This is a genomic window from Leclercia sp. GLN_9 (genome assembly GCF_043105735.1).
GTDB lineage: Bacteria > Pseudomonadota > Gammaproteobacteria > Enterobacterales > Enterobacteriaceae > Enterobacter > Enterobacter adecarboxylatus.
In genome coordinates, this window is sequence record NZ_JBICLV010000016.1 from 22,069 (window position 1) to 48,303 (window position 26,235).

Annotated in this window: 23 protein-coding genes and 7 tRNA genes; 2 read left to right on the forward strand and 28 right to left on the reverse strand. The window is 55.4% G+C overall.

Translation table 11 applies throughout. The annotated features are described in order from the left end of the window. Positions 1–31: 31 nt before the first annotated feature. From rlpA to leuS, 9 genes are all read right to left on the reverse strand, one after another. Positions 32–1,183: an endolytic peptidoglycan transglycosylase RlpA gene (rlpA, locus tag ACF8PE_RS10010; protein ID WP_032617025.1), complete on the reverse strand. Its 1,152-nt coding sequence runs from the start codon at positions 1,181–1,183 to the stop codon at positions 32–34. Between the two features lie 10 nt (positions 1,184–1,193). After that, the gene (gene mrdB, locus ACF8PE_RS10015; RefSeq protein ID WP_032617027.1) at positions 1,194–2,306 is read right to left on the reverse strand and encodes a peptidoglycan glycosyltransferase MrdB; all 1,113 of its coding nucleotides are present in this window, start codon (positions 2,304–2,306) and stop codon (positions 1,194–1,196) included. Positions 2,307–2,308: 2 nt separating this feature from the next. After that, the gene (gene mrdA / locus ACF8PE_RS10020; RefSeq protein WP_032617028.1) at positions 2,309–4,210 is read right to left on the reverse strand and encodes a peptidoglycan DD-transpeptidase MrdA; all 1,902 of its coding nucleotides are present in this window, start codon (positions 4,208–4,210) and stop codon (positions 2,309–2,311) included. Positions 4,211–4,240: 30 nt separating this feature from the next. Further along, complete coding sequence (gene rlmH, locus ACF8PE_RS10025) at positions 4,241–4,708, reverse strand: 23S rRNA (pseudouridine(1915)-N(3))-methyltransferase RlmH (RefSeq protein ID WP_064325297.1); 468 nt, start codon at positions 4,706–4,708, stop codon at positions 4,241–4,243. Positions 4,709–4,711: 3 nt separating this feature from the next. Next, positions 4,712–5,029 (reverse strand): ribosome silencing factor, encoded by a 318-nt coding sequence (gene rsfS / locus ACF8PE_RS10030; RefSeq protein WP_032617029.1) that lies wholly within the window; start codon positions 5,027–5,029, stop codon positions 4,712–4,714. A 270-nt stretch (positions 5,030–5,299) separates the two neighbouring features. Further along, on the reverse strand, positions 5,300–5,953 hold the full coding sequence (gene nadD, locus ACF8PE_RS10035; RefSeq protein ID WP_103791903.1) for a nicotinate-nucleotide adenylyltransferase: 654 nt from the start codon (positions 5,951–5,953) through the stop codon (positions 5,300–5,302). Position 5,954: 1 nt separating this feature from the next. Then, positions 5,955–6,986, reverse strand: coding sequence for a DNA polymerase III subunit delta (gene holA / locus ACF8PE_RS10040; RefSeq protein WP_032617031.1), 1,032 nt, complete (start codon positions 6,984–6,986; stop codon positions 5,955–5,957). Further along, complete coding sequence (lptE, locus tag ACF8PE_RS10045; protein ID WP_032617032.1) at positions 6,986–7,564, reverse strand: LPS assembly lipoprotein LptE; 579 nt, start codon at positions 7,562–7,564, stop codon at positions 6,986–6,988. Before lptE ends, holA begins: the two co-directional genes overlap by 1 nt. A gap of 14 nt (positions 7,565–7,578) precedes the next feature. Beyond that, on the reverse strand, positions 7,579–10,161 hold the full coding sequence (gene leuS / locus ACF8PE_RS10050) for a leucine--tRNA ligase (RefSeq protein ID WP_032617033.1): 2,583 nt from the start codon (positions 10,159–10,161) through the stop codon (positions 7,579–7,581). A gap of 213 nt (positions 10,162–10,374) precedes the next feature. Here leuS and ACF8PE_RS10055 point away from each other — a divergent pair, with 213 nt between their 5' ends. Beyond that, on the forward strand, positions 10,375–10,857 hold the full coding sequence (locus tag ACF8PE_RS10055; protein WP_032617044.1) for a zinc ribbon-containing protein: 483 nt from the start codon (positions 10,375–10,377) through the stop codon (positions 10,855–10,857). A 50-nt stretch (positions 10,858–10,907) separates the two neighbouring features. On the opposite strand, the gene rihA is transcribed toward ACF8PE_RS10055, so the two are convergent. From rihA to miaB, 10 genes are all read right to left on the reverse strand, one after another. Beyond that, positions 10,908–11,843, reverse strand: a complete 936-nt coding sequence (rihA, locus tag ACF8PE_RS10060) for a pyrimidine-specific ribonucleoside hydrolase RihA (RefSeq protein WP_392494812.1) — start codon at positions 11,841–11,843, stop codon at positions 10,908–10,910. 121 nt (positions 11,844–11,964) lie between these two features. Beyond that, positions 11,965–12,690, reverse strand: a complete 726-nt coding sequence (locus ACF8PE_RS10065) for an amino acid ABC transporter ATP-binding protein (RefSeq protein ID WP_059308513.1) — start codon at positions 12,688–12,690, stop codon at positions 11,965–11,967. Beyond that, a complete protein-coding gene (gene gltK, locus ACF8PE_RS10070) occupies positions 12,690–13,364 on the reverse strand; it encodes a glutamate/aspartate ABC transporter permease GltK (protein WP_032617036.1) in 675 nt (224 codons plus the stop codon). Before gltK ends, ACF8PE_RS10065 begins: the two co-directional genes overlap by 1 nt. Then, the gene (locus tag ACF8PE_RS10075) at positions 13,364–14,104 is read right to left on the reverse strand and encodes an amino acid ABC transporter permease (protein WP_392494813.1); all 741 of its coding nucleotides are present in this window, start codon (positions 14,102–14,104) and stop codon (positions 13,364–13,366) included. The genes gltK and ACF8PE_RS10075 overlap by 1 nt, the downstream gene beginning before the upstream one ends. 158 nt (positions 14,105–14,262) lie before the next feature. Then, positions 14,263–15,171 carry an amino acid ABC transporter substrate-binding protein gene (locus ACF8PE_RS10080; RefSeq protein ID WP_032617038.1) on the reverse strand — a complete coding sequence of 303 codons (909 nt, stop codon included), beginning with the start codon at positions 15,169–15,171 and terminating at the stop codon, positions 14,263–14,265. A 393-nt stretch (positions 15,172–15,564) separates the two neighbouring features. Further along, positions 15,565–17,103 carry an apolipoprotein N-acyltransferase gene (gene lnt / locus ACF8PE_RS10085; protein ID WP_130589165.1) on the reverse strand — a complete coding sequence of 513 codons (1,539 nt, stop codon included), beginning with the start codon at positions 17,101–17,103 and terminating at the stop codon, positions 15,565–15,567. Positions 17,104–17,108: 5 nt separating this feature from the next. Beyond that, positions 17,109–17,987 (reverse strand): CNNM family magnesium/cobalt transport protein CorC, encoded by an 879-nt coding sequence (corC, locus tag ACF8PE_RS10090; RefSeq protein WP_032617040.1) that lies wholly within the window; start codon positions 17,985–17,987, stop codon positions 17,109–17,111. A 103-nt stretch (positions 17,988–18,090) separates the two neighbouring features. After that, on the reverse strand, positions 18,091–18,558 hold the full coding sequence (ybeY, locus tag ACF8PE_RS10095; RefSeq protein ID WP_032617041.1) for an rRNA maturation RNase YbeY: 468 nt from the start codon (positions 18,556–18,558) through the stop codon (positions 18,091–18,093). Next, entirely contained in the window at positions 18,555–19,601 is a 1,047-nt protein-coding gene (locus tag ACF8PE_RS10100; RefSeq protein ID WP_032617042.1) for a PhoH family protein, read from the reverse strand. The genes ybeY and ACF8PE_RS10100 overlap by 4 nt, the downstream gene beginning before the upstream one ends. Positions 19,602–19,751: 150 nt before the next feature. Further along, positions 19,752–21,182, reverse strand: coding sequence for a tRNA (N6-isopentenyl adenosine(37)-C2)-methylthiotransferase MiaB (gene miaB, locus ACF8PE_RS10105; RefSeq protein ID WP_032617043.1), 1,431 nt, complete (start codon positions 21,180–21,182; stop codon positions 19,752–19,754). Between the two features lie 135 nt (positions 21,183–21,317). Here miaB and ubiF point away from each other — a divergent pair, with 135 nt between their 5' ends. After that, positions 21,318–22,493, forward strand: a complete 1,176-nt coding sequence (gene ubiF, locus ACF8PE_RS10110) for a 3-demethoxyubiquinol 3-hydroxylase (protein WP_155166438.1) — start codon at positions 21,318–21,320, stop codon at positions 22,491–22,493. A gap of 103 nt (positions 22,494–22,596) precedes the next feature. Here ubiF and ACF8PE_RS10115 read toward each other — a convergent pair. From ACF8PE_RS10115 to ACF8PE_RS10155, 9 genes are all read right to left on the reverse strand, one after another. Further along, a tRNA-Gln gene (locus tag ACF8PE_RS10115) sits at positions 22,597–22,671 on the reverse strand. 39 nt (positions 22,672–22,710) lie between these two features. Continuing rightward, positions 22,711–22,785: transfer RNA gene (locus ACF8PE_RS10120), tRNA-Gln, on the reverse strand. A gap of 44 nt (positions 22,786–22,829) precedes the next feature. Beyond that, positions 22,830–22,906, reverse strand: a tRNA-Met gene (locus ACF8PE_RS10125). Positions 22,907–22,922: 16 nt separating this feature from the next. After that, positions 22,923–22,997, reverse strand: a tRNA-Gln gene (locus tag ACF8PE_RS10130). A 32-nt stretch (positions 22,998–23,029) separates the two neighbouring features. Further along, positions 23,030–23,104, reverse strand: a tRNA-Gln gene (locus ACF8PE_RS10135). Positions 23,105–23,127: 23 nt separating this feature from the next. Continuing rightward, positions 23,128–23,212 (reverse strand) — tRNA-Leu (locus ACF8PE_RS10140). Between the two features lie 8 nt (positions 23,213–23,220). Then, positions 23,221–23,297, reverse strand: a tRNA-Met gene (locus ACF8PE_RS10145). A gap of 226 nt (positions 23,298–23,523) precedes the next feature. Further along, a complete protein-coding gene (gene asnB, locus ACF8PE_RS10150) occupies positions 23,524–25,188 on the reverse strand; it encodes an asparagine synthase B (RefSeq protein ID WP_392494814.1) in 1,665 nt (554 codons plus the stop codon). A 250-nt stretch (positions 25,189–25,438) separates the two neighbouring features. After that, complete coding sequence (locus tag ACF8PE_RS10155) at positions 25,439–26,191, reverse strand: HAD-IIA family hydrolase (protein ID WP_032617047.1); 753 nt, start codon at positions 26,189–26,191, stop codon at positions 25,439–25,441. Positions 26,192–26,235: the final 44 nt, after the last annotated feature.

Genomic DNA, 26,235 nt, shown 5'->3' on the forward strand with positions numbered 1-26,235 from the left:
AAAAACTGACAATTCGGATACCGCCTATTAATCATTTTGCAACAGCGATAAATGACTGTAACTGCGCTTCATTCTGCAGACGTTGCTGCAAGGCTGCGGCCTCAGATTTACTGGCAAACGGGCCGAGCTGAATACGCCATACCGCACCATTTTGCTCTACGCGGCCCGGCACGGCAAACTGCTGGCCGAGGCGCTGCTGATACTGTTGGGCACGGGCCTGATCGCTGACCGCGCCAACCTGAACAACATAACCGCCTGCCTGTGCGGGTGCGGAAACAGGCGCCGTAACCGGAGTCTGAGCAGAACCAGGTGCCGTAACCGGAGCCTGAGTCGGAGCAGATACAGGTGCTGTGACCGGTGCCGTCTGGTTCACCGGCGCGGTGACGACTGGCTGAGGTGCAGGCGGTTCGCTGCCTTCCAGCACGCCGGAGGCGAGGGTAGTAGGCGCGCCAAGGAAACCACCGCTGCTGACCGGTGCGCCCATAGTGTCTTCGCTTTTCAGCGTGTCGTTACTGATGGCATGTACGTCACCCTGCGGCGCAGGTTCAGAAACGGACGACGCGCTGCCCATACCGCCACTCAAATCGGGACGTGCGGGCAGGGCATAAGTCTGTTTAGCCACGGTGGTACAGGCCATACCGGGGCCGGAGAGCGAACCGTCCTGAGCAACAATAATCGGGTCGATACGCACTTTTGTGTTGTTGGAGGTATTCAGACGGTCGGCCGCGGCGCGTGACAGCGAGATCGCGCGGTCATTGCCGTAAGGGCCACGATCGTTGATACGTACCACAATCATTCGGCCATTCGCCAGGTTGGTGATACGCGCGTAGCTTGGGATCGGCAGCGTCGGGTGCGCAGCGGTGAGCTGCATAGGATCGAACGCTTCACCGCTTGCGGTCAGGTTGCTTCCCGGCTCGGCGTCATAAATAGCCGCCAGACCAGCCTGACTAAAGCGGGAAGGATCCTGAACAATTTTGTAGCTTTTTCCGTCGCGCTCGTAATCCTGATTAGCCGTGGCGCTCAGGGGTTCAAAACGCGGATCGGCTCCGCTGATCTCAACCACCGGACCATTACATACTGCCGGCTGCGGCGGTGCGACGGTCGCTTGCTGCTGACCATCGTCACTTGTACAGGCTGCCAGTAAACTCACTGCGATGCAGATCCCAGACCACTGCTTACGCATTGCGTGCCCCTTATACGCTTTTTGACAACATTTTTCTGTGTGTGTGGATCGACATGACGATCCCGAACCCGGCCATCAGAACGATCAGGGCCGAGCCTCCGTAACTCACCAGCGGAAGCGGTACGCCTACCACCGGCAGAATACCGCTCACCATACCAATATTTACGAAAACATAAACGAATAAAATCAACATCAAGCCACCGGCCATAACGCGGCCAAAGGTGGTTTGTGCCCGGGCGGCAATCCACAATCCGCGCATGATTAACAGCAGGTACAGCGCGAGCAGGATTAAAATTCCGACCAGCCCTAACTCTTCAGCCAGAACCGCAAAGATAAAGTCGGTATGGCGTTCGGGCAGAAACTCAAGCTGCGACTGCGTACCGTGCAGCCAGCCTTTGCCGCGCAGGCCGCCAGAGCCGATTGCAATCTTCGACTGTATAATATGATAGCCTGCTCCGAGCGGGTCGCTCTCTGGATCCAACAACATCATTACGCGCTGGCGCTGATAATCGTGCATCAGGAAGAACCACAGAATCGGTATAAAGGCCGCCACTAATACCACGGCAATCCCGATAAGTCGCCAGCTCAGCCCAGAGAGGAACAGAACGAACAGGCCGGAGAGGGCGATCAGAATCGAGGTCCCGAGGTCCGGCTGCGCGGCCACCAGCAGCGTAGGCAGGAAGATCAGCACCAGTGCGATAGCGGTGTTTTTCAGCGACGGTGGGCAGACATCACGGTTGATGAAGCGCGCCACCATCAGTGGAACGGCGATTTTCGCAATCTCCGAGGGCTGGAAACGGACGATGCCGAGGTCGAGCCAGCGCTGCGCACCTTTCGAGATGGCACCAAAGGCGTCTACCGCAACCAGGAGAATGATGCAGAAGATATAGAGATAGGGTGCCCAGCCTTCGTACACGCGGGGTGGGATCTGCGCCATCACCACCATGACGACCAGACCCATGGTGATCTGGCCGATCTTACGCTCCGTCATGCCGAGATCCTGGCCGCTGGCGCTCCAGATAACCAGGGCACTGTAAACCAGCAGCGCCAGCAGGATCAGCAGCATGGCCGGGTCGATGTGGATCTTGTCCCACAGCGATTTTTTATTCGGATTATCCGTCACGATTATTGGTCCTCCGCGCCGGCGGTAGCCGGGTTTTCACTCGGCAAGTCAGTGTTGTTGTCACCCAGCATGAGGTGGTCAAGGATCTGGCGCATGATGGTACCGACCGCCGGGCCTGCACCGCCGTTTTCCAGAATAATCGACACGGCGACCTGCGGGTTTTCGTATGGTGCAAACGCAATCATCAGCTTATGGTCACGCAGACGTTCAGCAATTTTATGCGCGTTATAGGTTTCATTGGCTTTCAGGCCAAACACCTGGGCGGTACCGGATTTTGCCGCGATTTTATAGGGCGCGCCGGCAAAGTATTTGTGTGCCGTACCGTTTGCACGGTTGGCTACGCCATACATCCCGTCTTTGGCGATTTCCCAGTAACCGGAATGGATATCGCCCACTGGCGGCTCGTGCGGCTGCGCCCAGGGCACTTTTTTGCCGTCTTCAACGGTGCTCATCAGCAGGTGCGGCACTTTTACCACCCCGTCGTTGATAAGGATCATCAGCGCTTTGCTCATCTGGATGGGGGTGGCGGTCCAGTAGCCCTGACCGATCCCTACCGGAATTGTGTCACCCTGATACCACGGTTTTTTAAAGCGCTTCTGCTTCCATTCCCGGGTTGGCATGTTACCGGAACGCTCTTCTGACAGGTCGATACCGGTATAGTGGCCGTAGCCAAATTTGCCCATCCATTCCGACAGACGGTCAATGCCCATGTCATAGGCTACCTGGTAGAAGAAGGTATCCGCCGACTCCTCCAGCGATTTGGTGACGTTCAGATGGCCGTGGCCCCACTTCTTCCAGTCGCGGTAGCGTTTTTCCGAGCCAGGCAACTGCCACCAACCCGGGTCGAAGAGACTGGTATTACGGGTGATAACACCTGTGCTGAGCGCCGACACGGCCACATAAGGTTTAACCGTCGAGGCCGGGGGATAAACACCCTGGGTCGCGCGGTTGATCAGCGGCGTATTAGGGTCGTTGAGCAGGCCAGAATAGTCCTTGCTGGAGATGCCATCGACGAACAGATTCGGGTCGTAGCTCGGCGTCGAGACCAGCGACAGAATGCTGCCGGTACGTGGGTCGGTCACAATTACCGCCGCGCGGCTGCCTGCCAGCAGGGTTTCAATATACTGCTGAAGTTTGAGATCCAGGGTGAGATAAATGTCATGCCCGGCCTGAGGTGGCACCTCTTTCAGCTGACGGATCACTCTGCCACGGTTGTTGACTTCAACCTCTTCATACCCGGTCTGGCCGTGGAGAATCTCTTCGTAATAGCGCTCAATGCCCAGCTTGCCAATATCGTGCGTCGCCGCGTAGTTGGCGAGTTTGCCGTCTTTGTCCAGCCTGTCGACGTCTTTATCGTTGATTTTCGAGACATAGCCGATGACATGCGTCAGGGCAGAGCCGTACGGGTAGAAGCGGCGCTTGTAGCCTTTGACCTCTACGCCGGGAAAGCGGTACTGGTTCACGGCGAAACGGGCTACCTGCACCTCGGTGAGGTTGGTTTTTACCGGTATCGACGTGAAGCGATGCGAGCGGGAGCGCTCTTTTTTGAAGGCGGCAATATCGTCGTCATTCAAATCGACTACGCTGCGCAGCGCTTCGAGCGTCTGCTGCACGTTATCGACCTTCTCTGGCATCATTTCAATCTGATAGATCGTGCGGTTCAACGCCAGTGGCGTACCGTTGCGATCGTAGATAATGCCGCGGCTTGGGGCGATAGGGACGAGTTTAATGCGGTTTTCGTTGGAGCGGGTCTGGTAATCGGTAAAACGGACAATCTGCAGATTATAGAGGTTGGCGATCAGCACGCCAGTCAGCAGCAAAATCCCCAAAAAGGCGACCACTGCCCGGCGCACAAACAGCGCGGACTCAGCCGTATAGTCGCGAAAAGAATTCTGTAGTTTCATCCGCTGCTTAATTTATCCAGGATGTCATCATTACTCACGGTGATAAGGATGGTTAGTCGTGATGCTCCACGCGCGATAGAGACTTTCAGCAACCAACACCCGAACCAGCGGGTGGGGCAGCGTCAGCGCGGAGAGAGACCAACTCTGTTCTGCTGCCGCTTTGCAGGCGGAGGATAATCCCTCTGGACCGCCAATTAACAGGCTGACGTCGCGACCGTCCTGCTTCCAGCGCTCCAGTTCATGCGCCAGCTGCGGTGTATCCCAGGGCTTGCCCGGAATATCGAGCGTGACGATGCGGTTTTTGCCTGCGGCAGCCAGCATCAGTTCACCCTCTTTATCGAGAATGCGTTTGATATCTGCGTTTTTGCCGCGTTTGCCGGCGGGGATCTCCACCAGCTCAAACGGCATATCTTTCGGAAAACGACGCAGATATTCGGTAAACCCTGTTTGTACCCAATCGGGCATTTTTGTGCCGACGGCTACCAGTTGCAGCTTCACGCATTAACCCCAGAGTTTTTCCAGCTCATACAGGCGACGGCTCTCTTCCTGCATGACGTGGACAATCACATCGCCAAGGTCAACGACGACCCAGTCAGCGGTAGCTTCGCCTTCTACGCCCAGCGGCAGCATACCGGCAGCGCGGGATTCCTGAACAACATGGTCAGCGATAGAAGCAACGTGGCGAGTGGAGGTACCGGTGCAGATAATCATGCAATCGGTGATGCTTGATTTGCCCTGAACGTCGATGGCGATGATGTCCTGACCTTTCAGGTCATCAATTTTGTCGATAACAAAATCCTGGAGTGCTTTACCCTGCAAGTTTTCCCCCTGGGAGAGTGAGATTGAGTAACTGTAAATTCGTAGCCAGTCAGTATACCTGAACTGGCCGCAGTGTCGGGACAAATGTCACCGCACGGGCCTGCGAAGGCGGGTATCATCCCACCCTATGCCGGAGATTGCATCGCCATTTTTGTAAAACAGTTTTTGTAAAACAGTGCTGGCGGGAAGTCTGGCAGCGGAGGATATCAGCCTGGACGGGGGTGTCAATGGCGAGAGCGCGAATGGCGCGCTTTTTCTCCCGGCGCCCAGTCAGTTGCTGCTTTTCTGATACAGACCCTGCTGTTGAATGTAACGCAAAACCGGCAGGGGTAACATCTCATCGCAGGGCAGCCCCTGTTGCAGACGCTGGCGGATCAGCGTGGCCGAAATATCAAACCACGGCGTTTCCGCCAGGAAAATTTTACCGGCAGGCAGGGTATGCAGATCTTCAACCTGATACGTCAGGTGCGCCTCAAGCCACTGCTGATGCTGCTCCTCTTTCATCCTCAGAGCATAGCCCGGGCGGCGACAAACGATCACATGGCTATTTTCGAGGATCGTTTGATACTGATACCACCCCGGGAACGTGAGCAGCGAGTCCTGGCCGATGATAAAGGCCAGCGGTGTCTCCGGCCCCTGTTCGGCGCGCCACTCCTGCAACGTCTGCGCGGTATACGACGGGCTGTCCCGGCGCAGCTCACGCTCATCCAGTTGAAACAGCGGCTTATCGGCAATCGCCAGTTCCAGCATCATTTTACGCTGTGCGGCGCTGGCCTCCGGCTGTGGACGGTGCGGCGGCACATTATTCGGCATAATAGTGACGCGCTGCAGGCCAATCTGGTTTGCCAGAATTTCGACCGGTTTCAGATGCCCGTAGTGGATCGGATCAAAGGTGCCACCAAACAGAGCCTGTAGAGAGTGCATCTCAACCTTCTATAAAAATATCGGCCAGCGCTTTGTGGCACAGGAGCAGCGAGAGGCTTTCCAGCTCTGACCAGATCGACTGGCCGTAATCCTGCTTCAGGGTCAGCTCGGTGCGTGTCAGCAGTTGAACGGCCTGGCGCAGCTGATCCGGGCTGAGGCGATTCAGGGCCTCGGTGGTCATGCCGCGACGGTTCTGCCAGACCCGGTGTTTATCAAACAGCGCACGCAGGGGGGAGTGCGCCGACTGACGTTTCAGGGTCAGGAGCAGCAGCAGTTCACGCTGCAGGGTTCTGAGCAGGATCACCGGCTCACTGCCTTCAAGACGCAGCTGTTGCAGGATGTGCAGGGCGCGCTTGCTCTTCGCAGAGAGCAGGGCATCGACCCAGTGGAAAGGGGTGAAATGGGCGGCGTCGTTAACCGCCTGTTCGACGCGCGGCAGGGTCAGCTTGCCATCCGGCCAGAGCAGAGACAGCCGCTCAAGGGCCTGGGCCAGAGCCAGCAGATTGCCTTCATAACAGTAACAGAGCAGCTGATTCGCAGCGTCATCCAGTTGCAAATTGTTCTGCTTAGCCCGGGCCGCGACCCATTTTGGCAGGTGGGCCTGCTCCGGGGTCTGGCAGGTCACCAGCACCGAATGGTTTGCCAGTGCAGTAAACCAGGCGGCATTTTCCTGGGCTTTGGTGAGTTTATTGCCGCGAACAATCAGCAGAAGATCGCTATGCAGCAAACTGACCAGCGTGGCCAGCTGTTCGTTGATGCCCGCATTAGGGCCGTTTTCCGGTAACTGAATAAGCAGGGTTTGCCGGGCGGCAAACAGGCTCATCGCCTGACAGAGGGAGAAAATCTCCTGCCAGTCGGTGCTGTTATCCAGCGTGAAACTGTGGTGCTCCTCAAAGCCCTGGGTCGCCGCAAGCTGACGTACGGCATCCTGGCTCTCCTGCAGCAACAGCGGATCGTTTCCGAGAAGCAGATACGCCGCGCGCAGCCCTTCATTGAGCTGCGCGCGGAGTTGTTCAGGGTACAACCTGAGCATTACTGACCCAGCGTCGTGGAGACGCGTGGTGAGGATGCCGCTGGTTGAGTACCAGGCTGAGCTTTCAGGGCATTCTCTTTTTCAGCAGTGTGGACGCTCGGCAGCTTACGGATCAGCTGCTCCGCTGCCTTGTCATACATTTCGTTAATGATAATGGTCTGCTCAGCATCTTTCGCCAGCGCAGTCTGCGGGTTATCGAAGAACGAACGGTAGACCTTGGTGCTGATAGGGTAAATATCGCTACCTGGGATCAGAACCGCGGCATGGACTTCCATCACCATCTGGTATTCCGCAGTACGGCCATCCTGGAAGATGGACGCGGTATCCTGGCTCAGGGTAGAGCTTAATACGCGGAATGACGGTATATCCTGGCGCAGCGTTCCTTGTTCGATCAGATCAACGCCGTTAAGACGCAGCTGATTGCGAATGGCACGGCTCAGCGGACCATTAGGATCGCCCGAATCGAAAATCATCGTTTTCATCTGTTCCGGCACCTGTGTGGTATTACGCAGGTGCCAGCCACAGCCGGCGGTGACTAACACCGCCAGCGATAACAGTAATGTTGCCAGTTGTCGCACGCTTCCTCCCGCGCTTAGCCAACGACCAGGTTCAGCAGTTTACCGGGCACGTAGATCACTTTACGTACGGTAACGCCATCAAGATACTTCGCCACCAGATGTTCCTGGCCGGCACGTTCGCGGACCTGCTCTTCGGTTGCATCAACCGGAACAGTAATCTTACCGCGCACTTTACCGTTAACCTGAACAACAACCAGCGTGGTGTTTTCCACCATTGCGGATTCATCCGCCACCGGCCACGGTGCATTATCGATATCGCCTTCACCGTTCAGCTCCTGCCACAGCGTAAAGCTGGCGTGAGGGGTGAACGGGTTCAGCATACGGACAACCGCCAGCAGCGCTTCACGCATCAAGGCACGATCCTGCTCGCCTTCCTGCGGGGCTTTCGCCAGCTTGTTCATCAATTCCATAATAGCCGCAATTGCGGTATTGAAGGTCTGACGGCGACCAATATCATCGGTCACTTTAGCAATAGTTTTATGAACATCACGACGCAGCGCTTGCTGATCTTCCGTCAGTGCCGCGGTATCCAGTGCAGGTGCTGCGCCCTGGGAGGTGTGCTCGTAAACCAGTTTCCAGACACGTTTCAGGAAGCGGTTAGCCCCTTCAACGCCGGATTCTTGCCACTCCAGGGTCATATCCGCCGGAGAAGCAAACATCATGAACAGACGCACGGTATCCGCACCGTAACGCTCAACCATCACCTGCGGGTCAATGCCGTTGTTTTTAGACTTCGACATTTTGCTCATGCCGGTATACACCAGCTCATGGCCAGCGGCATCTTTCGCTTTAACGATGCGGCCTTTCTCGTCGCGCTCAACGATGGCATCAACCGGGGAGACCCAGTTACGCTCGCCGTTCGCGCCCACGTAATAGAAGGCATCTGCCAGCACCATGCCCTGACACAGCAGCTGTTTGGCAGGTTCATTGGAGGTCACCAGGCCTGCGTCGCGCATCAGTTTATGGAAGAAGCGGAAGTAGAGCAGGTGCATGATGGCGTGTTCAATCCCGCCAATGTAGATATCGACCGGCAGCCAGTAGTTTGCCGCGTCGGAATCCAGCATGCCTTCCTGATACTGCGGGCAGGTATAACGCGCGTAGTACCAGGAGGACTCCATAAAGGTGTCGAAGGTGTCGGTTTCACGCAGCGCAGGCATGCCGTTCACGGTGGTTTTTGCCCACTCAGGATCGGCTTTAATCGGGCTGGTGATGCCATCCATGACCACATCTTCCGGCAGGATCACCGGGAGCTGATCTTCCGGGGTTGGCATGACGGTGCCATCTTCCAGGGTGACCATAGGAATTGGTGCGCCCCAGTAACGCTGACGGGAAACACCCCAGTCGCGCAGACGGTAGTTAACTTTACGCTCGCCAACGCCCAGCGAGGCCAGTTTGTCGGCAATGGCGTTGAAGCCCTCTTCGAAGCTCAGGCCGCTGAATTCGCCAGAGTTGAACAGGGTGCCTTTTTCGGTCAGCGCCTGTTCGGACAGGTCCGGCTCAGAGCCGTCTGCCGCGAGGATAACTGGCTTGATCGCCAGGTGGTATTTAGTGGCAAATTCGTAGTCGCGCTGGTCGTGACCCGGAACGGCCATGACTGCGCCCGTACCGTACTCCATCAGCACGAAGTTGGCTGCCCAGACAGGGATCGCTTCGCCAGTCAGCGGGTGCGTGGCGTAGAAACCGGTAGCAACGCCTTTCTTCTCCATGGTCGCCATGTCGGCTTCGGCCACTTTGGTGTTGCGGCATTCGTCGATAAAGGCAGCCAGTTCTGGATTGTTCTCTGCCGCTTTCTGCGCCAGCGGGTGACCTGCCGCCACGGCCAGGTAGGTGGCACCCATGAAGGTGTCCGGGCGGGTGGTGTAAACGGTCAGCTTCTGATCGTAATTTTCCACGTTGAAGGTGATTTCCACCCCTTCAGAACGGCCGATCCAGTTGCGCTGCATGGTTTTAACGGTATCTGGCCAGTGATCCAGATTATCCAGATCGCTCAGCAGTTCGTCGGCGTAAGCGGTGATTTTGATAAACCACTGTGGGATCTCTTTACGCTCAACTTTAGTGTCGCAGCGCCAGCAGCAGCCGTCGATGACCTGTTCGTTTGCCAGAACGGTCTGGTCGTTCGGGCACCAGTTAACGGCGGATGTTTTTTTGTAGACCAGCCCTTTTTTGTACAGCTCGGTGAAGAACTTCTGTTCCCAGCGGTAATATTCCGGGGTACAGGTCGCCAGTTCGCGGCTCCAGTCATAGCCAAAGCCCAGCATCTTGAGCTGGTTTTTCATGTAGGCGATGTTGTCGTAGGTCCAGGGCGCAGGGGCAGTATTGTTTTTTACCGCAGCACCTTCCGCAGGCAGACCAAACGCATCCCAGCCGATCGGCTGCAGAACGTTTTTGCCCAGCATACGCTGGTAACGGGCGATCACATCACCGATGGTGTAGTTACGCACGTGGCCCATGTGTAGTCGGCCAGAAGGATAGGGAAGCATCGACAGGCAGTAATACTTCTCTTTGCTCTCGTCTTCGGTGACTTCAAAAGTGCGCTTCTCGTCCCAGTGTTGCTGGACTTTCGATTCTATCTCTTCCGGGCGGTATTGCTCTTGCATGGCAGCCAGTGGTCCTGTGTTTATTACAGCTACAAACGTAGCCAAAGGATGTGGTATTTCAGATCCGCATAGCATAGCCCAAACGCCTGCGTCAAAACAGCCTTTAGCTGAAAAGGCTCTTGCAGGAATTTACGCAGAGTGTGGATGAGCTGACAAAGCGGGGCGCAAATAAGGTCTATCATTAGAGAGAGTTACTTACCCGGGAGGAAAATGATGAACAAGGTTGCTCAATTTTACCGTGAACTGGTCGCCACCTTGACCGAACGTCTGCGTAATGGTGAGCGGGATATTGACGCGCTCGTCGACCAGGCTCGCCTGAGGGTGATGCAGACGGGTGAGTTAACACGTACCGAAGTGGAAGAGGTGACCCGCGCGGTTCGCCGCGATCTGGAAGAGTTTGCCCGTAGCTATGAGGAGAGCCAGGATGAGGTTGCCGATAGCGTCTTTATGCGGGTGATTAAAGAGAGTGTGTGGCAGGAGCTGGCAGATATCACCGATAAAACGCAGCTGGAGTGGCGTGAGGTGTTTCAGGATCTGAACCATCATGGCGTATACCACAGTGGAGAGGTCGTTGGGCTGGGAAATCTGGTCTGCGAAAAATGTCACTTCCATCTGGCCGTTTACACCCCGGATCTCCTGCCATTGTGCCCCAAATGCGGTCATGACCAGTTCCAGCGTCGCCCGTTTGAACCTTAACAGAGACCACCACGATGCGTCCGATGATGCATCGTGGTGACATCAGATTACTACTGATAAAACGCGAGGCGTTCTGCCAGTAAATCAACGAAGGCCTGGCGATCGATATCCAGCATGATGTCGGTGTTGGGTTCGTTGCCACTGAGCATGAAATAATCGACCACCGTCATGCCCTGCGTATATTTCCCCTGCGTTTCTACGCCGACCCAGCGTCTGGCGGTAGTGAATATCTCCGGTTTCAACAGCCAGGCGATGGTGCAGGGATCGTGCAGCGGCGCGCCCTGGAAACCCCATTTCTCCGTCTTGTGATACTCCATAAAGAAATCGAGCAGCTCCGCTACGGTCCGGGCTACGGGGTTATTGATGGCGCGAAAACGCTCAATATCGTCCGCCATAATCTGCGCCCGATGCGTCACGTCAAGACCGGCCATAACCACCGGAATGCCGGACTGGAAGACAATTTCTGCCGCTTCAGGATCGACATAAATATTGAATTCCGCGGCTGGCGTCCAGTTCCCCAGCCCCATGGCGCCGCCCATGATCACTATCCGGGCGATTTTTGCATGCAATTCAGGATGGCTGTTCAGCAGCAGGGCGACGTTGGTCTGCGGGCCGGTTGCGACCAGCGTCACCGGTTCAGGGCTTTCGCGCAGCACGTTTGCCATCAGCTCTACAGCGGTGCAATTCTGTGGGGCAAAACCCGGCTCGGGCAGGGCGGGGCCATCAAGACCGGTTTCTCCGTGGACGTTATCGGCAATGATCAGGTCGCGCATCAGGGGTTTAACCGCGCCTCCGGCAACCGGAATATCGCTGCGCTTTAACAGCGTCAGCATCCGCAGAACATTACGCAGGGTTTTGTCCGGTGTCTGGTTACCGGCAGAGGAGGTAACGGCTTTGACTTCTAGCTCTGGCGAGGCGAGGGCAAGCACGAGAGCTATCGCGTCATCATGACCCGGATCGCAATCGAGGATAATGGGCAGTGCCATAGAATTCTCCATTTCTCAGTGTTGTTTTGTGACAAGGCTAACGCTGAAGAAATGTGCATACGAGAAAAAGAGATGAAAAGCGTGAAGCAGTGCGCAATCCTGCGATTGCGCACCGGGAAGATTAATGCAGAATTTTGGCGAGGAAATCTTTCGCGCGATCGGACTGTGGGTTGGCAAAGAACTCCTCTTTGGCTGAGTCCTCCACGATTTTCCCTTCATCCATAAAGATCACGCGGTTCGCCACTTTACGCGCAAAGCCCATTTCGTGGGTAACCACCATCATGGTCATGCCTTCCTGTGCCAGCTGCACCATGACGTCCAGCACTTCGTTGATCATTTCCGGGTCAAGCGCAGAAGTCGGCTCATCAAACAGCATGGCTACCGGATCCATACACAACGCACGGGCGATCGCTACACGCTGCTGTTGGCCACCGGACAACTGTGCCGGGAATTTATCGGCATGGGCAGTAAGTCCGACACGTTCCAGCAGCTTCAACGCTTTGTCACGGGCTAGCGCCTTATCGCGTTTGAGGACTTTCACCTGCGCGAGAGTCAGATTCTCGATAATCGACAGATGCGGGAACAGCTCAAAATGCTGGAATACCATCCCAACGTTAGAACGCAGCTTCGCCAGGTTGGTTTTCTTGTCATTCACTTTGGTGCCATTGACGATAATCTCGCCCTGCTGCACAGGCTCCAGGCCATTCACGGTTTTGATCAGCGTTGATTTACCCGAGCCGGACGGCCCGCACACCACCACAACCTCGCCTTTTTTCACTTCCGTGGAGCAGTCGGTCAGCACCTGAAAGTGCCCATACCATTTAGAAACATTTTTCAGGGAAATCATTACACTGTCCTTTTCTTCAGCCAGCTGACCAACAGCGACGCGCTTAAACTAATAACAAAATAGACCGCACCTGCGAACAGGATCATTTCGACCTGAGTACCATCGCGCTCGCCGATGGTAGAAGCGGTACGGAAGAAGTCTGCCAGGCTCAATACATACACCAGAGAGGTGTCCTGGAACAGCACGATGCCCTGGGTCAGCAGCAGCGGAACCATGGCGCGGAACGCCTGCGGCAGAATGATGAGCTTCATCGACTGCCAGTGGGTCATGCCTAACGCCAGCGCGGCACTCGATTGCCCGCGGGAGATGCTCTGGATCCCGGCACGGATAATCTCTGAATAGTACGCCGCCTCAAACATCGAGAAGGCCACCATCGCCGAGATCAAACGGATGTCATTTTTCGGCGACAGGCCGAGGACATCCTGCAGCAGGCCAGGCACAATGAGATAGAACCACAGCAGCACCATCACCAGCGGGATGGAGCGAAACACGTTAACGTAAGCCGTTGCAAACCAGGCGACAGGCTTAAAGCTCGACAGGCGCATTACCGCCAGCAGCGTACCCCAGATTATCCCGACCACGACCGCCGTCAGGGTGATCTTGAGGGTAATGATCAGGCCATCCATCAGATAGGGAAGGGAAGGAACAATGGAACTCCAGTCAAATTCGTACATTATTTGCCCCCCAGGTTGCCCGGCAGGCGAACTTTACGTTCGACAAGGTTCATTACCAACATAATCACCGCGTTAATCAGAACATACGCCAGGGTAATGGCGGTAAAGGATTCCCACGCATGGGCAGAGTAATCCAGCAGTTTGCCCGCCTGCGCCGCCATATCCACCAGACCGATGGTGGACGCGATGGCCGAGTTTTTCACCAGGTTCATCATTTCCGAGGTCATCGGCGGTACGATCACGCGATAGGCATTGGGCAGCAGAACGTAACGGTAGGCTTGCGGTAAGGTCAGGCCCATCGCCAGCGCAGCATTTTTCTGCCCGCGTGGCAGAGACTGAATCGCTGCACGCACCTGCTCACACACGCGGGCGGCAGTAAACAGACCCAGGCAGAGCATGGAGGAGACAAAGAACTGAACGTTAGGATCCAGCTTTGATTTGAACCACATGCCGAGATCTTCCGGCAGCAGTTCGGGAATAACCAAATACCAGGTAAAAAACTGCACGATTAACGGAACGTTACGGAACAGTTCGACGTAGCAGGTTCCCAGCGAGGAGAGAAAGCGATTCGGGACGGTACGCAAAATACCGAACAGCGAGCCGACAAGGAAAGCGATGATCCAGGCGGTGATCGACAGTGCGACCGTGACCTGAAAACCGCTCCACAGCCAGCCAAGATAGGTGGTGTTGCCGAACGGGGCTTGCTGCAGGAAAATGCCCCAGTTCCAGTCGATTGACATAATAAACTCCAGAAAAAAAAGGGTAGCAGCGCTACCCTCGAAGATTGGTGAGAAGCTTTAATCGTCGCGCTGAGTGGGGAACGACCCCTCAACGTTTAGTCTGTCCGCGCTTCCCGACAATCGAGAGGGCAGGAGATCCCGCCCCTTAGTGGTTCTAATTAGTTAAGTGCTTTGTCGTTCGGTTCTTTAAACAGGGCTTTCATGTCGTCAGACAGTTCAAAGTTCATGTTCAGATTTTTTGGTGGGATTGGGTTCTTGAACCACTTATCGAACCATTTCTCCGCGTCGCCGGAGGTCTGAACCTGAGCGATGGTGTCATCGACCAGTTTCTTAAATTCCGCATCGTCTTTGCGCATCATGCAGCCATACGCTTCTTTAGACTGCGCGGTACCGACGATTTCCCAGTTGTCCGGTTTCTTCGCTTTAGCGCGCTCACCGGCCAGCAATGCATCATCCATCATGAACGCAACGGCGCGACCGCTTTCCAGCGTACGGAAGGAGTCACCGTGGTCTTTGGCGCTGATGATGCGCATGTCCATTTTCTTCTCTTCGTTCAGCTTGTGCAGCAGCACTTCAGACGTGGTACCGGAGGTGACGACTACTGCTTTGCCTTTCAGGTCAGCGAAGTCTTTAATATCGCCGCCTTTTTTGGTCAGCAGACGGGTACCAACCACGAAAATGGTGTCGGAGAAGGCAGCCTGTTTCTGACGCTCAAGGTTGTTGGTGGTGGAGCCGCACTCAAAATCAAAGGTGCCGTTTTGCAGCAGCGGGATACGGTTTTGTGAAGTGATTGGGATCAGCTTCACTTGCAGATCCGGTTTGTTCAGCTTCTTCTTCACCGCGTCCACGATGGCGTTGGAGTAAGCCTGAGAGTAACCCACGACTTTTTGCGTGTTGTCGTAGTATGAGAATGGAACGGAGGATTCACGGTGGCCGACCACAATCACGCCGTTTTTAGCGATTTTTTCCAGGGTGCCGCCCGCTGCTGGTGCAGCATCTTCGGCGTGAACAACGCCTGCAGACAATCCCATCACCAGCATTGCTGTGGCCAGTTTACGTAATTGCATATCCAACTCCTTTTTTATCAGCGTCAGGGGCGCATTGATATTCGGTGTGATGTTGTTATAGCTCGCGCGATACGAGTGCAGTGTTATACATGTTTGTTAACATTTAGTTTGGCTTAATGTAAAGATTTTGCTGCGTTATTGTTTATTTTTGCGAAGCGCGCCGCACCATTCAGAGGCATAAATCTCCCGTTGCACCGTTTCGGTGCTACCGACGAACTATGCTGGTGCGACCCGGTTGCACGTTAAGCCAAATCGCGTTTGCGTGAATAAACAAAGCAATAGACGTGCCAGAGTTGTCGAATGGAGGGAATTGCCCGGTTGCGGCTGCGCCTTACCCGGCTTAAAAACGGTAAGCCCGGCAAGCGTAGCGCCGCCGGGCAAAAAGGAAGGGGATTACTTACGACGCTGACGAAGGCTCATCAGCACTGCGCCAAAGCCGAACAGCGCGGTCAGGATCCACAGCGGCCAGTTGCCGGTGCGGGCATAAGGCGTCAGCCCGGTAGTTGGCGTGACCTTGGCGGTCAGCACATCGCGGGTAAACTGCGGGAGCATGGCCTGAATTTCGCCCTGCGGACCAATTACGGCTGTGATGCCATTGTTGGTGCTGCGCAGCAGTGGGCGCGCCAGCTCCAGCGAGCGCATCCGCGCCATCTGGAAGTGCTGCCACGGACCAATCGACTTACCAAACCACGCATCGTTAGAGATCGTCAGCAGATAGTCGGTGTTCGGGCGGAAATTATCGCGCACCTGCTCACCCAGAATGATCTCGTAGCAAATGGCAGCGGTCAGTAAAAAGCCGTGGGCGCTGAGCTGAGGCTGGATGTACGGACCCCGGCTAAACGAGGACATCGGTAAATCGAAGAACGGCGCCAGCGGACGCAGAATTGACTCCAGCGGCACGAACTCACCAAACGGCACGAGGTGGTTTTTGTTGTAACGGTTAGCCGACTCGTAGCTGTACGGATTGTCTTTCCCCAACGTAATGATGGTGTTGTAGGTATCGTACCGGTTTTGCTTGTTCAGACGTGCATCCACAATCCCGGTGATCAGGGTAGTGTCACGGGCGCGCAGCAGATCGTCCATCATGGCGAGAAAACGCTGCTGGTTGATCTCCAGATCCGGGATTGCTGACTCCGGCCAGATAATTAACTGGGATTTGCCCATCTCTTTCTGCGTGGCATCCAGATAAATTTTCAGGGTGTTGACCAGCTGACCCTCATCCCATTTCAGCGACTGGGGAATATTACCCTGCACCATCGACACCTGGGTGGCGCGCTCAGGCTCAAGGGTAAACCACTGGATGTAGCGCAGCGGGAAGGGCAGCGCAAAGAGGATCAGCCCTGCAACCAGCGGTCGCCAGTTACGCTGCACCAATGCCAGGACCAGCAGGCCGCTCACAACCATCAGCAGGAAGTTGATGGCCTCGACGCCCATTACCGGGGCCAGCCCTTTCAGCGGGCCGTCGATCTGGCTGTAGCCGAACTGCAGCCACGGGAAGCCGGTCAGCACCCAGCCGCGCAGGAATTCGCTAATTTGCCAGACTACCGGGGCGGCAATGGCCACCCGCAGCCAGCTGGTTTTCGGCCACAGGCGCGACAAAATACCGGCAAACAGACCGGTATAGAGCGAGAGGTAGGCCGCCAGCAGCACGACGAGGAAGACATTCACTGGTCCCGGCATACCGCCAAACTGCGCAATACTGACGTAAACCCAGTTAATGCCGGAACCAAACAGGCCCAGCCCCCAGACATAACCAATGGCCGCGGCCTGTACGGGCCGGCGGTTCAGCGTCAGCCCCTGAAGCCCCATCAGAGAGAGGAGCGCGGCGGGCCAGAAGTCATAAGGGGAAAAAGCCAGCGTACCGCTGGCTCCGAGGATTAGCGCCAGCAGCAGACGTACGCGCTGGCGTTCAAACAGTGGGGCAAATGCCATTTAAATCAATCATCCAGTGTGGGTTGCGGAGCATCGTCCGGCATTCTTACATGAACCTGAATAATACGTCGACTGTCGGCCATCGCGACCTTGAACTGGTAACCATCTATTTCCACGGTCTCACCGCGCGCCGGAAGGTGACCAAATGCCTGCATCACCAGCCCGCCGATGGTATCCACCTCTTCATCGCTGAAGTGCGTGCCAAAGGTGTCATTAAAATCTTCGATCGGCGCCAGCGCACGTACGGTCCAGGTGTGGCGGCTCAGCTGACGGAAGTCGATATCCTCTTCTTCGTCATACTCGTCTTCGATTTCACCCACAATCAGTTCGAGAATATCTTCGATGGTGACCAGGCCCGAAACACCGCCAAATTCATCGATAACAATCGCCATGTGGTAGCGCTGAGAGCGAAACTCTTTCAGCATGCGGTCTACCCGCTTGCTTTCCGGGACAACGACCGCCGGGCGCAACACTTTTTCCATGCTGAAGGCTTCGGCATCGCTGCGCATAAACGGCAGCAGATCTTTCGCCATCAAAATCCCTTCGATGTGATCTTTATCCTCGCTGATGACCGGGAAACGCGAGTGGGCAGACTCGATGATAACGTCGAGGCACTCATCTAAAGTCTGGTTGCGTTTCAGGGTGATCATCTGCGAGCGGGGGATCATGATATCGCGAACGCGCTGGTCGGCGATATCCATTACCCCTTCGAGCATCTCGCGCGTATCTTCATCGATAAGATCGTTCTGCCCGGAGTCACGGATCAGCTCAAGCAGTTCGTCACGGTTTTTGGGTTCACCGTGGAACAGCTGGCTCAGAATGAGGGAGAAAAATCCCTTTTTGCTGGTTGGTGTGTCGCTACTGTGTGAATTGTCGTCGCTCATGGCGTTTGTTAAGGGTTCTCATGTTGATATAAAACAGCCGTCGCGGACCTGTGTCTGACACGACGGCACATTATGTCAGTCCGGCGCAAAAGCGCCGAACAGACTACTCTTTCTCGGCAATGTACGGATCCTCATAGCCCAGAGCAAGCATTATCTCTGTCTCGAGGGATTCCATCTCTTCCGCTTCTTCATCTTCAATATGGTCGTAGCCCAGCAGATGCAGGCTACCGTGTACCACCATGTGCGCCCAGTGTGCTTCGAGCGGCTTTTGCTGCTCCTGCGCCTCTTGCTCGACCACCTGCCGACAGATGATTAAATCACCCAGCAGCGGCAGTTCGATGCCCGGTGGGGCTTCAAACGGGAAGGAGAGCACGTTGGTCGGCTTATCTTTCCCGCGATAGGTCAGGTTCAGGTCGTGGCTTTCGGCTTCATCCACCAGGCGAATCGTGACCTCTGACTCTTCCTGAAACTGAGGGATGACGGCGTTCAACCACGCCTGGAACTGGCTCTCTTCCGGCAGGCCGGAATTATCTTCACAGGCCAGCTGTAAATCGAGGATCACCTGACTCATTTCTGCTCTTGCTCCTGGGCTTCGCGTTTACGTTCCGCGGCCTGTTCTGCTCTACGTTTTTGATCTGCTGCTTCCCATGCTTCATACGCCGTGACGATGCGGGCAACCACCGGGTGGCGCACCACGTCTTCACTGTGGAAGAAGTTAAAGCTGATTTCGTCCACTTCGGACAGGACTTCAATGGCGTGACGCAGACCTGATTTGGTGCTGCGCGGCAGGTCGACCTGGGTGATATCACCGGTGATCACCGCTTTGGAGTTAAAGCCAATACGGGTCAGGAACATCTTCATCTGCTCGATGGTGGTGTTCTGGCTCTCATCCAGGATGATGAACGCATCGTTCAGCGTACGACCGCGCATATAGGCCAGCGGAGCCACTTCGATGACGTTACGTTCAATCAGTTTTTCGACCTTCTCAAAACCGAGCATCTCAAACAGCGCATCGTAAAGCGGGCGCAGGTAAGGATCGACTTTCTGGCTCAGGTCGCCAGGCAGGAAGCCCAGCTTCTCGCCCGCTTCAACGGCCGGACGGGTGAGCAGAATACGGCGGATCTCCTGGCGCTCCAGAGCATCCACGGCAGCGGCCACCGCAAGGTAGGTTTTACCGGTACCCGCCGGGCCAACGCCGAAGGTGATGTCATGATCGAGAATATTGGCGATATACTGCGCCTGGTTTGGCGTGCGTGGCTTGATGACGCCACGTTTGGTCTGGATGTGGATAGCTTTGCCGAAATCCGGCACGCTCTCCGCACTCTGCTCCAGTACCCGCGATTCTTTGATCGCCAGATGGATCTGTTCCGGCTCAATATCCTGCGTTTCACCGCGCATCGGGGCGGTATCGACGTACAGGTTGCGGAGGATATCCGCAGCGGCATTGACGCAAATTGCGCGTCCGGTGAGTTTGAACTGGTTATCGCGACGATTAATCTCAATACCCAGACGTCGCTCCAGATGTTTGATGTTGTCATCAAACGGCCCGCACAGGCTCAGCAGGCGAGCGTTGTCTGCTGGCTCAAGGGTAATTTCACGTGTGTCTATATTCAAACCGGTCCTCTTAATGTCTCGGGTGTCAGAAGGCAGTGTTTCTGTCTTATGAAAGTATTCACGCCCCAGGATAAAGGCGCAAGCATTGCGAAGGATATGGGGGAAAGAACAGGGGAAAACAAGGCCTGCCAAAATAGCAGGCCAGAGGAATTATGGCTGATAAACGCCGACGCCCAGATCGCTTTCTTTACGGGTACGGGCAATCACCGATTCGGGTGATTCGGCGATACGCAGACCCATTTCGTCTTCGGTGCGGACCAGTTTTCCGCGCAGGGAGTTGGTCAGCACTTCAAGGATCTCGATATCAACGAACTTGCCCACCAGATCTGGCGTACCTTCGAAGTTCACGACGCGGTTGTTCTCCGTACGGCCTGACAACTGCATGATGCTCTTACGGGAGGTGCCTTCTACCAGCACGCGCTGCACGGTGCCGAGCATCCGACGGCTCCAGGCGTTAGCCTGCTGGTTGATGCGATCCTGCAGGATATAAAGACGCTGCTTTTTCACCTCGTCCGGCACGTCGTCAACCATATCGGCGGCAGGCGTACCCGGGCGGGCCGAGAAGATGAAGCTATAGCTTACGTCGAAGTTCACGTCGCCGATAACCTTCATCGTGCGTTCAAAGTCTTCGTCCGTTTCACCCGGGAAGCCGACAATGAAGTCCGAGCTAATCTGAATATCCGGGCGCGCTTCACGCAGCTTGCGGATAATTGCTTTATATTCCAGCGCGGTATGGGTACGGCCCATGAGGTTCAGCACGCGGTCAGAGCCACACTGAATCGGCAGGTGCAGGAAGCTCACCAGCTCCGGCGTGTCGCGATAGACATCGATGATGTCATCAGTGAACTCAATCGGGTGGCTGGTGGTGAAGCGAATACGGTCGATGCCGTCGATGGCCGCCACCAGGCGCAGCAGTTCCGCAAAGGTGCCGGTGCTGCCGTCGTAGTTCTCGCCGCGCCAGGCGTTTACGTTCTGCCCGAGCAGGTTCACTTCACGCACACCCTGCGCCGCGAGCTGTGCAATTTCAAAGAGAATGTCGTCGCAAGGACGGCTGACTTCCTCACCACGCGTGTAAGGCACCACGCAGTAAGTACAGTATTTGTTGCAGCCTTCCATGATAGAGACGAAGGCGGTCGGGCCATCCGCACGCGGTTCCGGCAGACGGTCGAATTTTTCGATTTCCGGGAAGCTGACGTCGATGATCGCTTTGCGATTACCGCTCCCGCGCACGGAGTTGATCATCTCCGGCAGACGATGCAGGGTCTGTGGGCCAAAAATAATATCGACATAGTGGGCGCGCTGACGAATCAGCTTACCTTCCTGCGAAGCAACACAGCCGCCAACGCCGATGATCACGTCCGGCCTTTTTTGTTTGATCAGCTTCCAGCGACCTAACTGGTGAAAGACTTTTTCCTGCGCCTTCTCACGGATTGAGCAGGTGTTCAGCAGCAACACGTCTGCTTCTTCCGCCACGTCGGTGAGTTGATACCCATGGGTGGCATCCAGCAGATCGGCCATCTTTGATGAATCGTATTCGTTCATCTGACAGCCCCAGGTTTTAATATGGAGTTTTTTTGTCATCGACTTGCTCGTGCTCAGGATTGCAGGGCGCGTATTGTAATGCTTTGGTGCGGTTGTGACCAGTATGAAGGTTCCCGGACTCAAGGTGAAAAAATCCGGTAAACTTAAGGGATTCTCAAATAAGGACAAATGACCATGACTATCCAACAAACCGGGATCGCCATTGTCGGCGGCGGTATGGTCGGCGGGGCGCTGGCGCTGGGGCTGGCGCAACACGGGTTCGACGTAACGGTTATCGAACAGGCGCCGCCGCCTGCCTTTGACGATTCTGCACAACCGGATGTACGTATCTCTGCCATCAGCGCCGCCTCGGTTGATCTGCTCCGCGGGCTGGGTGTATGGGACACGATCCTGGGGATGCGTGCGCACCCGTATCGCCGCCTGGAGACCTGGGAGTGGGAAAACGCCCATGTGATGTTTGACGCCGCGGAGCTCAAACTGCCGCTGTTGGGGTATATGGTTGAAAATACGGTGCTGCAGCAGGCGCTCTGGCAGGCGCTGGAGGCACATTCTCAGGTCACGCTGCGGGTCCCTGCGTCGGTGAAACATTTGCACCGCCACAACGAGCAGCACCTGATTGAACTGGATAACGGTGAGCAACTGGCGGTAAAACTGCTGATTGGTGCCGACGGGGCGAATTCCCGGGTACGCGAGCTGGCGGGGATCGGTATTCACGCCTGGCAGTATCAGCAATCCTGTATGTTGATTACCGTTGCCTGTGAAAATGATCCGGGCGACAGTACCTGGCAACACTTCACCCCGCATGGCCCGCACGCCTTTTTACCGCTGTTCGACCGCTGGGCCTCACTGGTGTGGTACGACACGCCTGCGCGTATTCGGCAGTTGCAGGGAATGCCCATGGAACAGCTACAGCGGGAGATTGCCCGCGAGTTTCCGGCCCGCCTGGGCACAGTCACACCGGTTGCCGCAGGGGCATTTCCTCTGACTCGTCGCCATGCGCTGAACTATGCGCAGGAAGGCCTGGCACTGGTAGGCGATGCGGCGCACACCATTCATCCGCTGGCGGGGCAGGGGGTCAACCTTGGCTATCGCGATGTTGACGCGTTGATAGAGGTGTTATGCAGCGCCCGCAACCAGGGTGAGGCCTGGGCAAGCCATCAGGTGCTGAAGCGTTATCAGATGCGACGGATGGCGGACAACTTCATTATGCAGTCCGGGATGGATCTGTTTTATGCCGGATTCAGCAACGATATTGGGCCGCTACGCGTTCTGCGTAACGTGGGATTGATGGCGGCGCAGCGAGCAGGTGGGTTGAAACGCCAGGCACTCAAGTACGCTCTGGGTCTTTAATCTTTTTCCCTCTCCCGGTGGGAGAGGGCCAGAGTGAAGGCATCGAACCGCATCAGATGACAAAAACAAAAAAGCCCGCAGAGCGGGCTTTTTTGTAACTAAGTGGCTGGGGTGCAGGGATTCGAACCCCGGAATGCTGGTATCAGAAACCAGAGCCTTACCGCTTGGCGACACCCCAATTGCGTTAAACAAAAAACATCTAACGACTTTTTTAAATTGGCTGGGGTACGAGGATTCGAACCTCGGAATGCTGGTATCAGAAACCAGAGCCTTACCGCTTGGCGATACCCCAACAATTTTTTCTAGTTTACCGAAATAATCGGTAAATGACTAATTTGGTGGCTACGACGGGATTCGAACCTGTGACCCCATCATTATGAGTGATGTGCTCTAACCAACTGAGCTACGTAGCCAAACTGCTTTCTTCGATGGCTGGGGTACCTGGATTCGAACCAGGGAATGCCGGTATCAAAAACCGGTGCCTTACCGCTTGGCGATACCCCAATAACCGCGGAGAACCGCAAATCGAAGAAATATGGCTGGGGTACCTGGATTCGAACCAGGGAATGCCGGTATCAAAAACCGGTGCCTTACCGCTTGGCGATACCCCATCCGTGCAACGCTTTCCTGGGAATGGTGCGGGAGGCGAGACTTGAACTCGCACACCTTGCGGCGCCAGAACCTAAATCTGGTGCGTCTACCAATTTCGCCACTCCCGCAAAAAAGATGGTGGCTACGACGGGATTCGAACCTGTGACCCCATCATTATGAGTGATGTGCTCTAACCAACTGAGCTACGTAGCCATCTTTTTTTCGCGTTACCTTATCGGCGTTGCGGGGCGCATTATGCGTATAGACCCTTGCAGCGTCAACACCTTTTTCAACGAAAATGTCTGGAATGTGACTGTTTGGTTAGGTTGCGAACAGCGTGACCGAATATTCGGCAATTATTGGTTATTAATCGTTTTTGTCCAGCGAAACGCGAGGCAAAAAAAGAGGCCCCGAAGGACCTCATGGCGACGCTTGTTGCTTATTTATAAGCAGACTGGTGGACACCCACGGCACGACCTGACGGATCGTTCATGGTTTTGAACGCTTCATCCCATTCAATGGCTTTTGCAGAGGAGCAGGCGACGGATGGGCCACCCGGGACACACTCTGCTGCGCTTGGCAGCGGGAACAGCTCTTCAAAGATCTCACGGTACAGATAGGCTTCTTTCGAACCCGGTGTGTTGTACGGGAAGCGGAAGCTGGCTGTTTCCAGTTGTTGATCGGAAATCTGCTTCGCGGCCACCTCTTTCAGGGTGTCGATCCAGCTATAACCTACGCCGTCCGAGAACTGCTCTTTCTGACGCCAGGCCACACTTGCCGGCAGGTAAGATTCAAAACATTCGCGCAGGATATGTTTTTCCATTTTGCCGTTGCCGCACATCTTGTCCTGCGGGTTGATACGCATGGCAACGTCAAGGAACTTCTTATCCAGGAACGGCACGCGCGCTTCCACGCCCCAGGCAGACATCGCTTTGTTGGCACGGGCGCAGTCGAACATGTGCAGCGCCTGCAGCTTACGTACTGTCTCTTCGTGCAGCTCTTTGGCGTTTGGCGCTTTATGGAAGTACAGATAACCGCCAAACACTTCGTCAGACCCTTCACCTGACAGCACCATTTTGATGCCCATCGCTTTAATTTTACGCGACATCAGGTACATCGGCGTCGAGGCACGAATGGTGGTCACATCATAGGTTTCAATGTGATAGATAACGTCACGGATCGCATCCAGGCCTTCCTGCACGGTAAAGTGAATTTCGTGGTGCACGGTACCAAGGTGGTTAGCCACTTCCTGCGCGGCTTTCAGATCCGGGGAGCCTTCCAGACCAACGGCGAAGGAGTGCAGCTGCGGCCACCAGGCTTCGGAGCGCTCCTGATCTTCCACGCGGCGGGCAGCGTATTTTTTGGTGATCGCCGAGATAACAGACGAGTCCAGACCGCCAGAGAGCAGCACGCCGTACGGCACGTCTGACATCAGGTGGCTTTTTACCGCCTCTTCCAGAGCCTGCGTCAGCTCAACTTTGTCAGTCACGTTGTCTTTAACGGCATCGTAATCGAACCAGTCGCGTTGATAGTAAGAGCGGATCTCGCCATCTGTGCTCCACAGGAAGCTCCCGGCCGGGAACTCTTTAATGGTGCGGCACACCGGCACCAGGGCTTTCATCTCGGATGCAACATAGAAGTTGCCGAATTCGTCGTGGCCCATATACAGCGGGATAATCCCGATATGGTCGCGACCAATCAAATACGCATCTTTTTCACTGTCGTACAGGGCGAAGGCGAACATCCCCTGCAGCTCATCGAGGAATTCCGGGCCTTTTTCCTGATACAGCGCCAGGATCACTTCACAGTCAGAACCAGTCTGGAAGGCATAACGATCGCCGTATTCCGCACGCAGCGCCTGATGGTTGTAGATTTCACCGTTGACCGCCAGCGCATGGGTTTTTTTCTCGTTATATAACGGCTGGGCACCGGCATTGACGTCAACAATCGACAGACGCTCATGAGCCAGAATGGCTTTATCGCTGGCGTAAACACCGGACCAGTCCGGGCCGCGATGGCGCATCAGACGGGACAATTCCAGTGCTTTTTTACGCAGTTCGCCTGCGTCAGTTTTAATATCCAGTACGCCGAAAATTGAACACATAACCTTCTCCATTAACCCTGTTGCAGTGTGATGTTGCTTGCTTATGAAAATGCCGCAAAAGGGGAGGGGCGGCAAGCGTTTTGCCGGGTAAAAGATAAAAAGTGCAACGGTCATTGCCGAATGTTGAAAAAAGCGTATGTACTGGGTTTATTTATTGATGATTATTCAATGAATGACGGTTTTAATTAAATACGTCTTTGTTTTTGCCACGACAAAATGAAAAAACCACGTCCGGGGACGTGGTTTCGGGTTACAGAATATCGATTTCCGCGACCGAGGGGTAAATCCAGCTCGGGCGGAAAGGCATCGAATCAATATCATCGAGGGTCGATACCCCCGACAGCACCAGGACGGTCTCCAGACCCGCCTGGAAGCCAGCCAGAATATCGGTGCGCAGGTTGTCGCCTACGATCACAGTATCTTCGGAGTGGGCCTGCATTTTGTTGAGGGCCGCGCGAATGATCCACGGGCTGGGCTTACCCACATAAAACGGCGTGCGGCCGGTCATTTTCTCAATACCGGCACAGAGCGCGCCACAGGCCGGATAAAAGCCGCGGCCGTGGGTATCTGGATTGGTGGCAATGAAGCGAGCGCCGCTGGCAACAAAGAACGCCGCCTTGTGCATCATCTCCCAGTTATAGGAGCGCGTTTCACCGACGATCACAAAATCGGGATTCACATCGGTGATGGTAAAGCCTGCTTTGTATAGCTCATGGATCAGCGCACCTTCGCCCACCACATAGGCTTTTTTGCCTTCCTGACGCTTCAGGAAGTCGGCGGTAGCCATCGCCGAGGTGTAGAACACGCTGTCAGGCACATCGATACCGGCAGTGGCAAAGCGGTTCGCCAGATCCTGCCCGGTCTGGGACGGGAAGTTGGTGAGCAGAACCAGCGGCATGCCTTGTTCCATGATGCGGTTAAGAAATTCGGCTGCGCCCGGCACGGCAACGTTGTCGTGCATCAGCACGCCGTCGATATCACAAATAACGTTCTTAATAGTCATGGACTTCCCGGCATCAAAAAAAGAAGGCGACACTATAAAGCGCT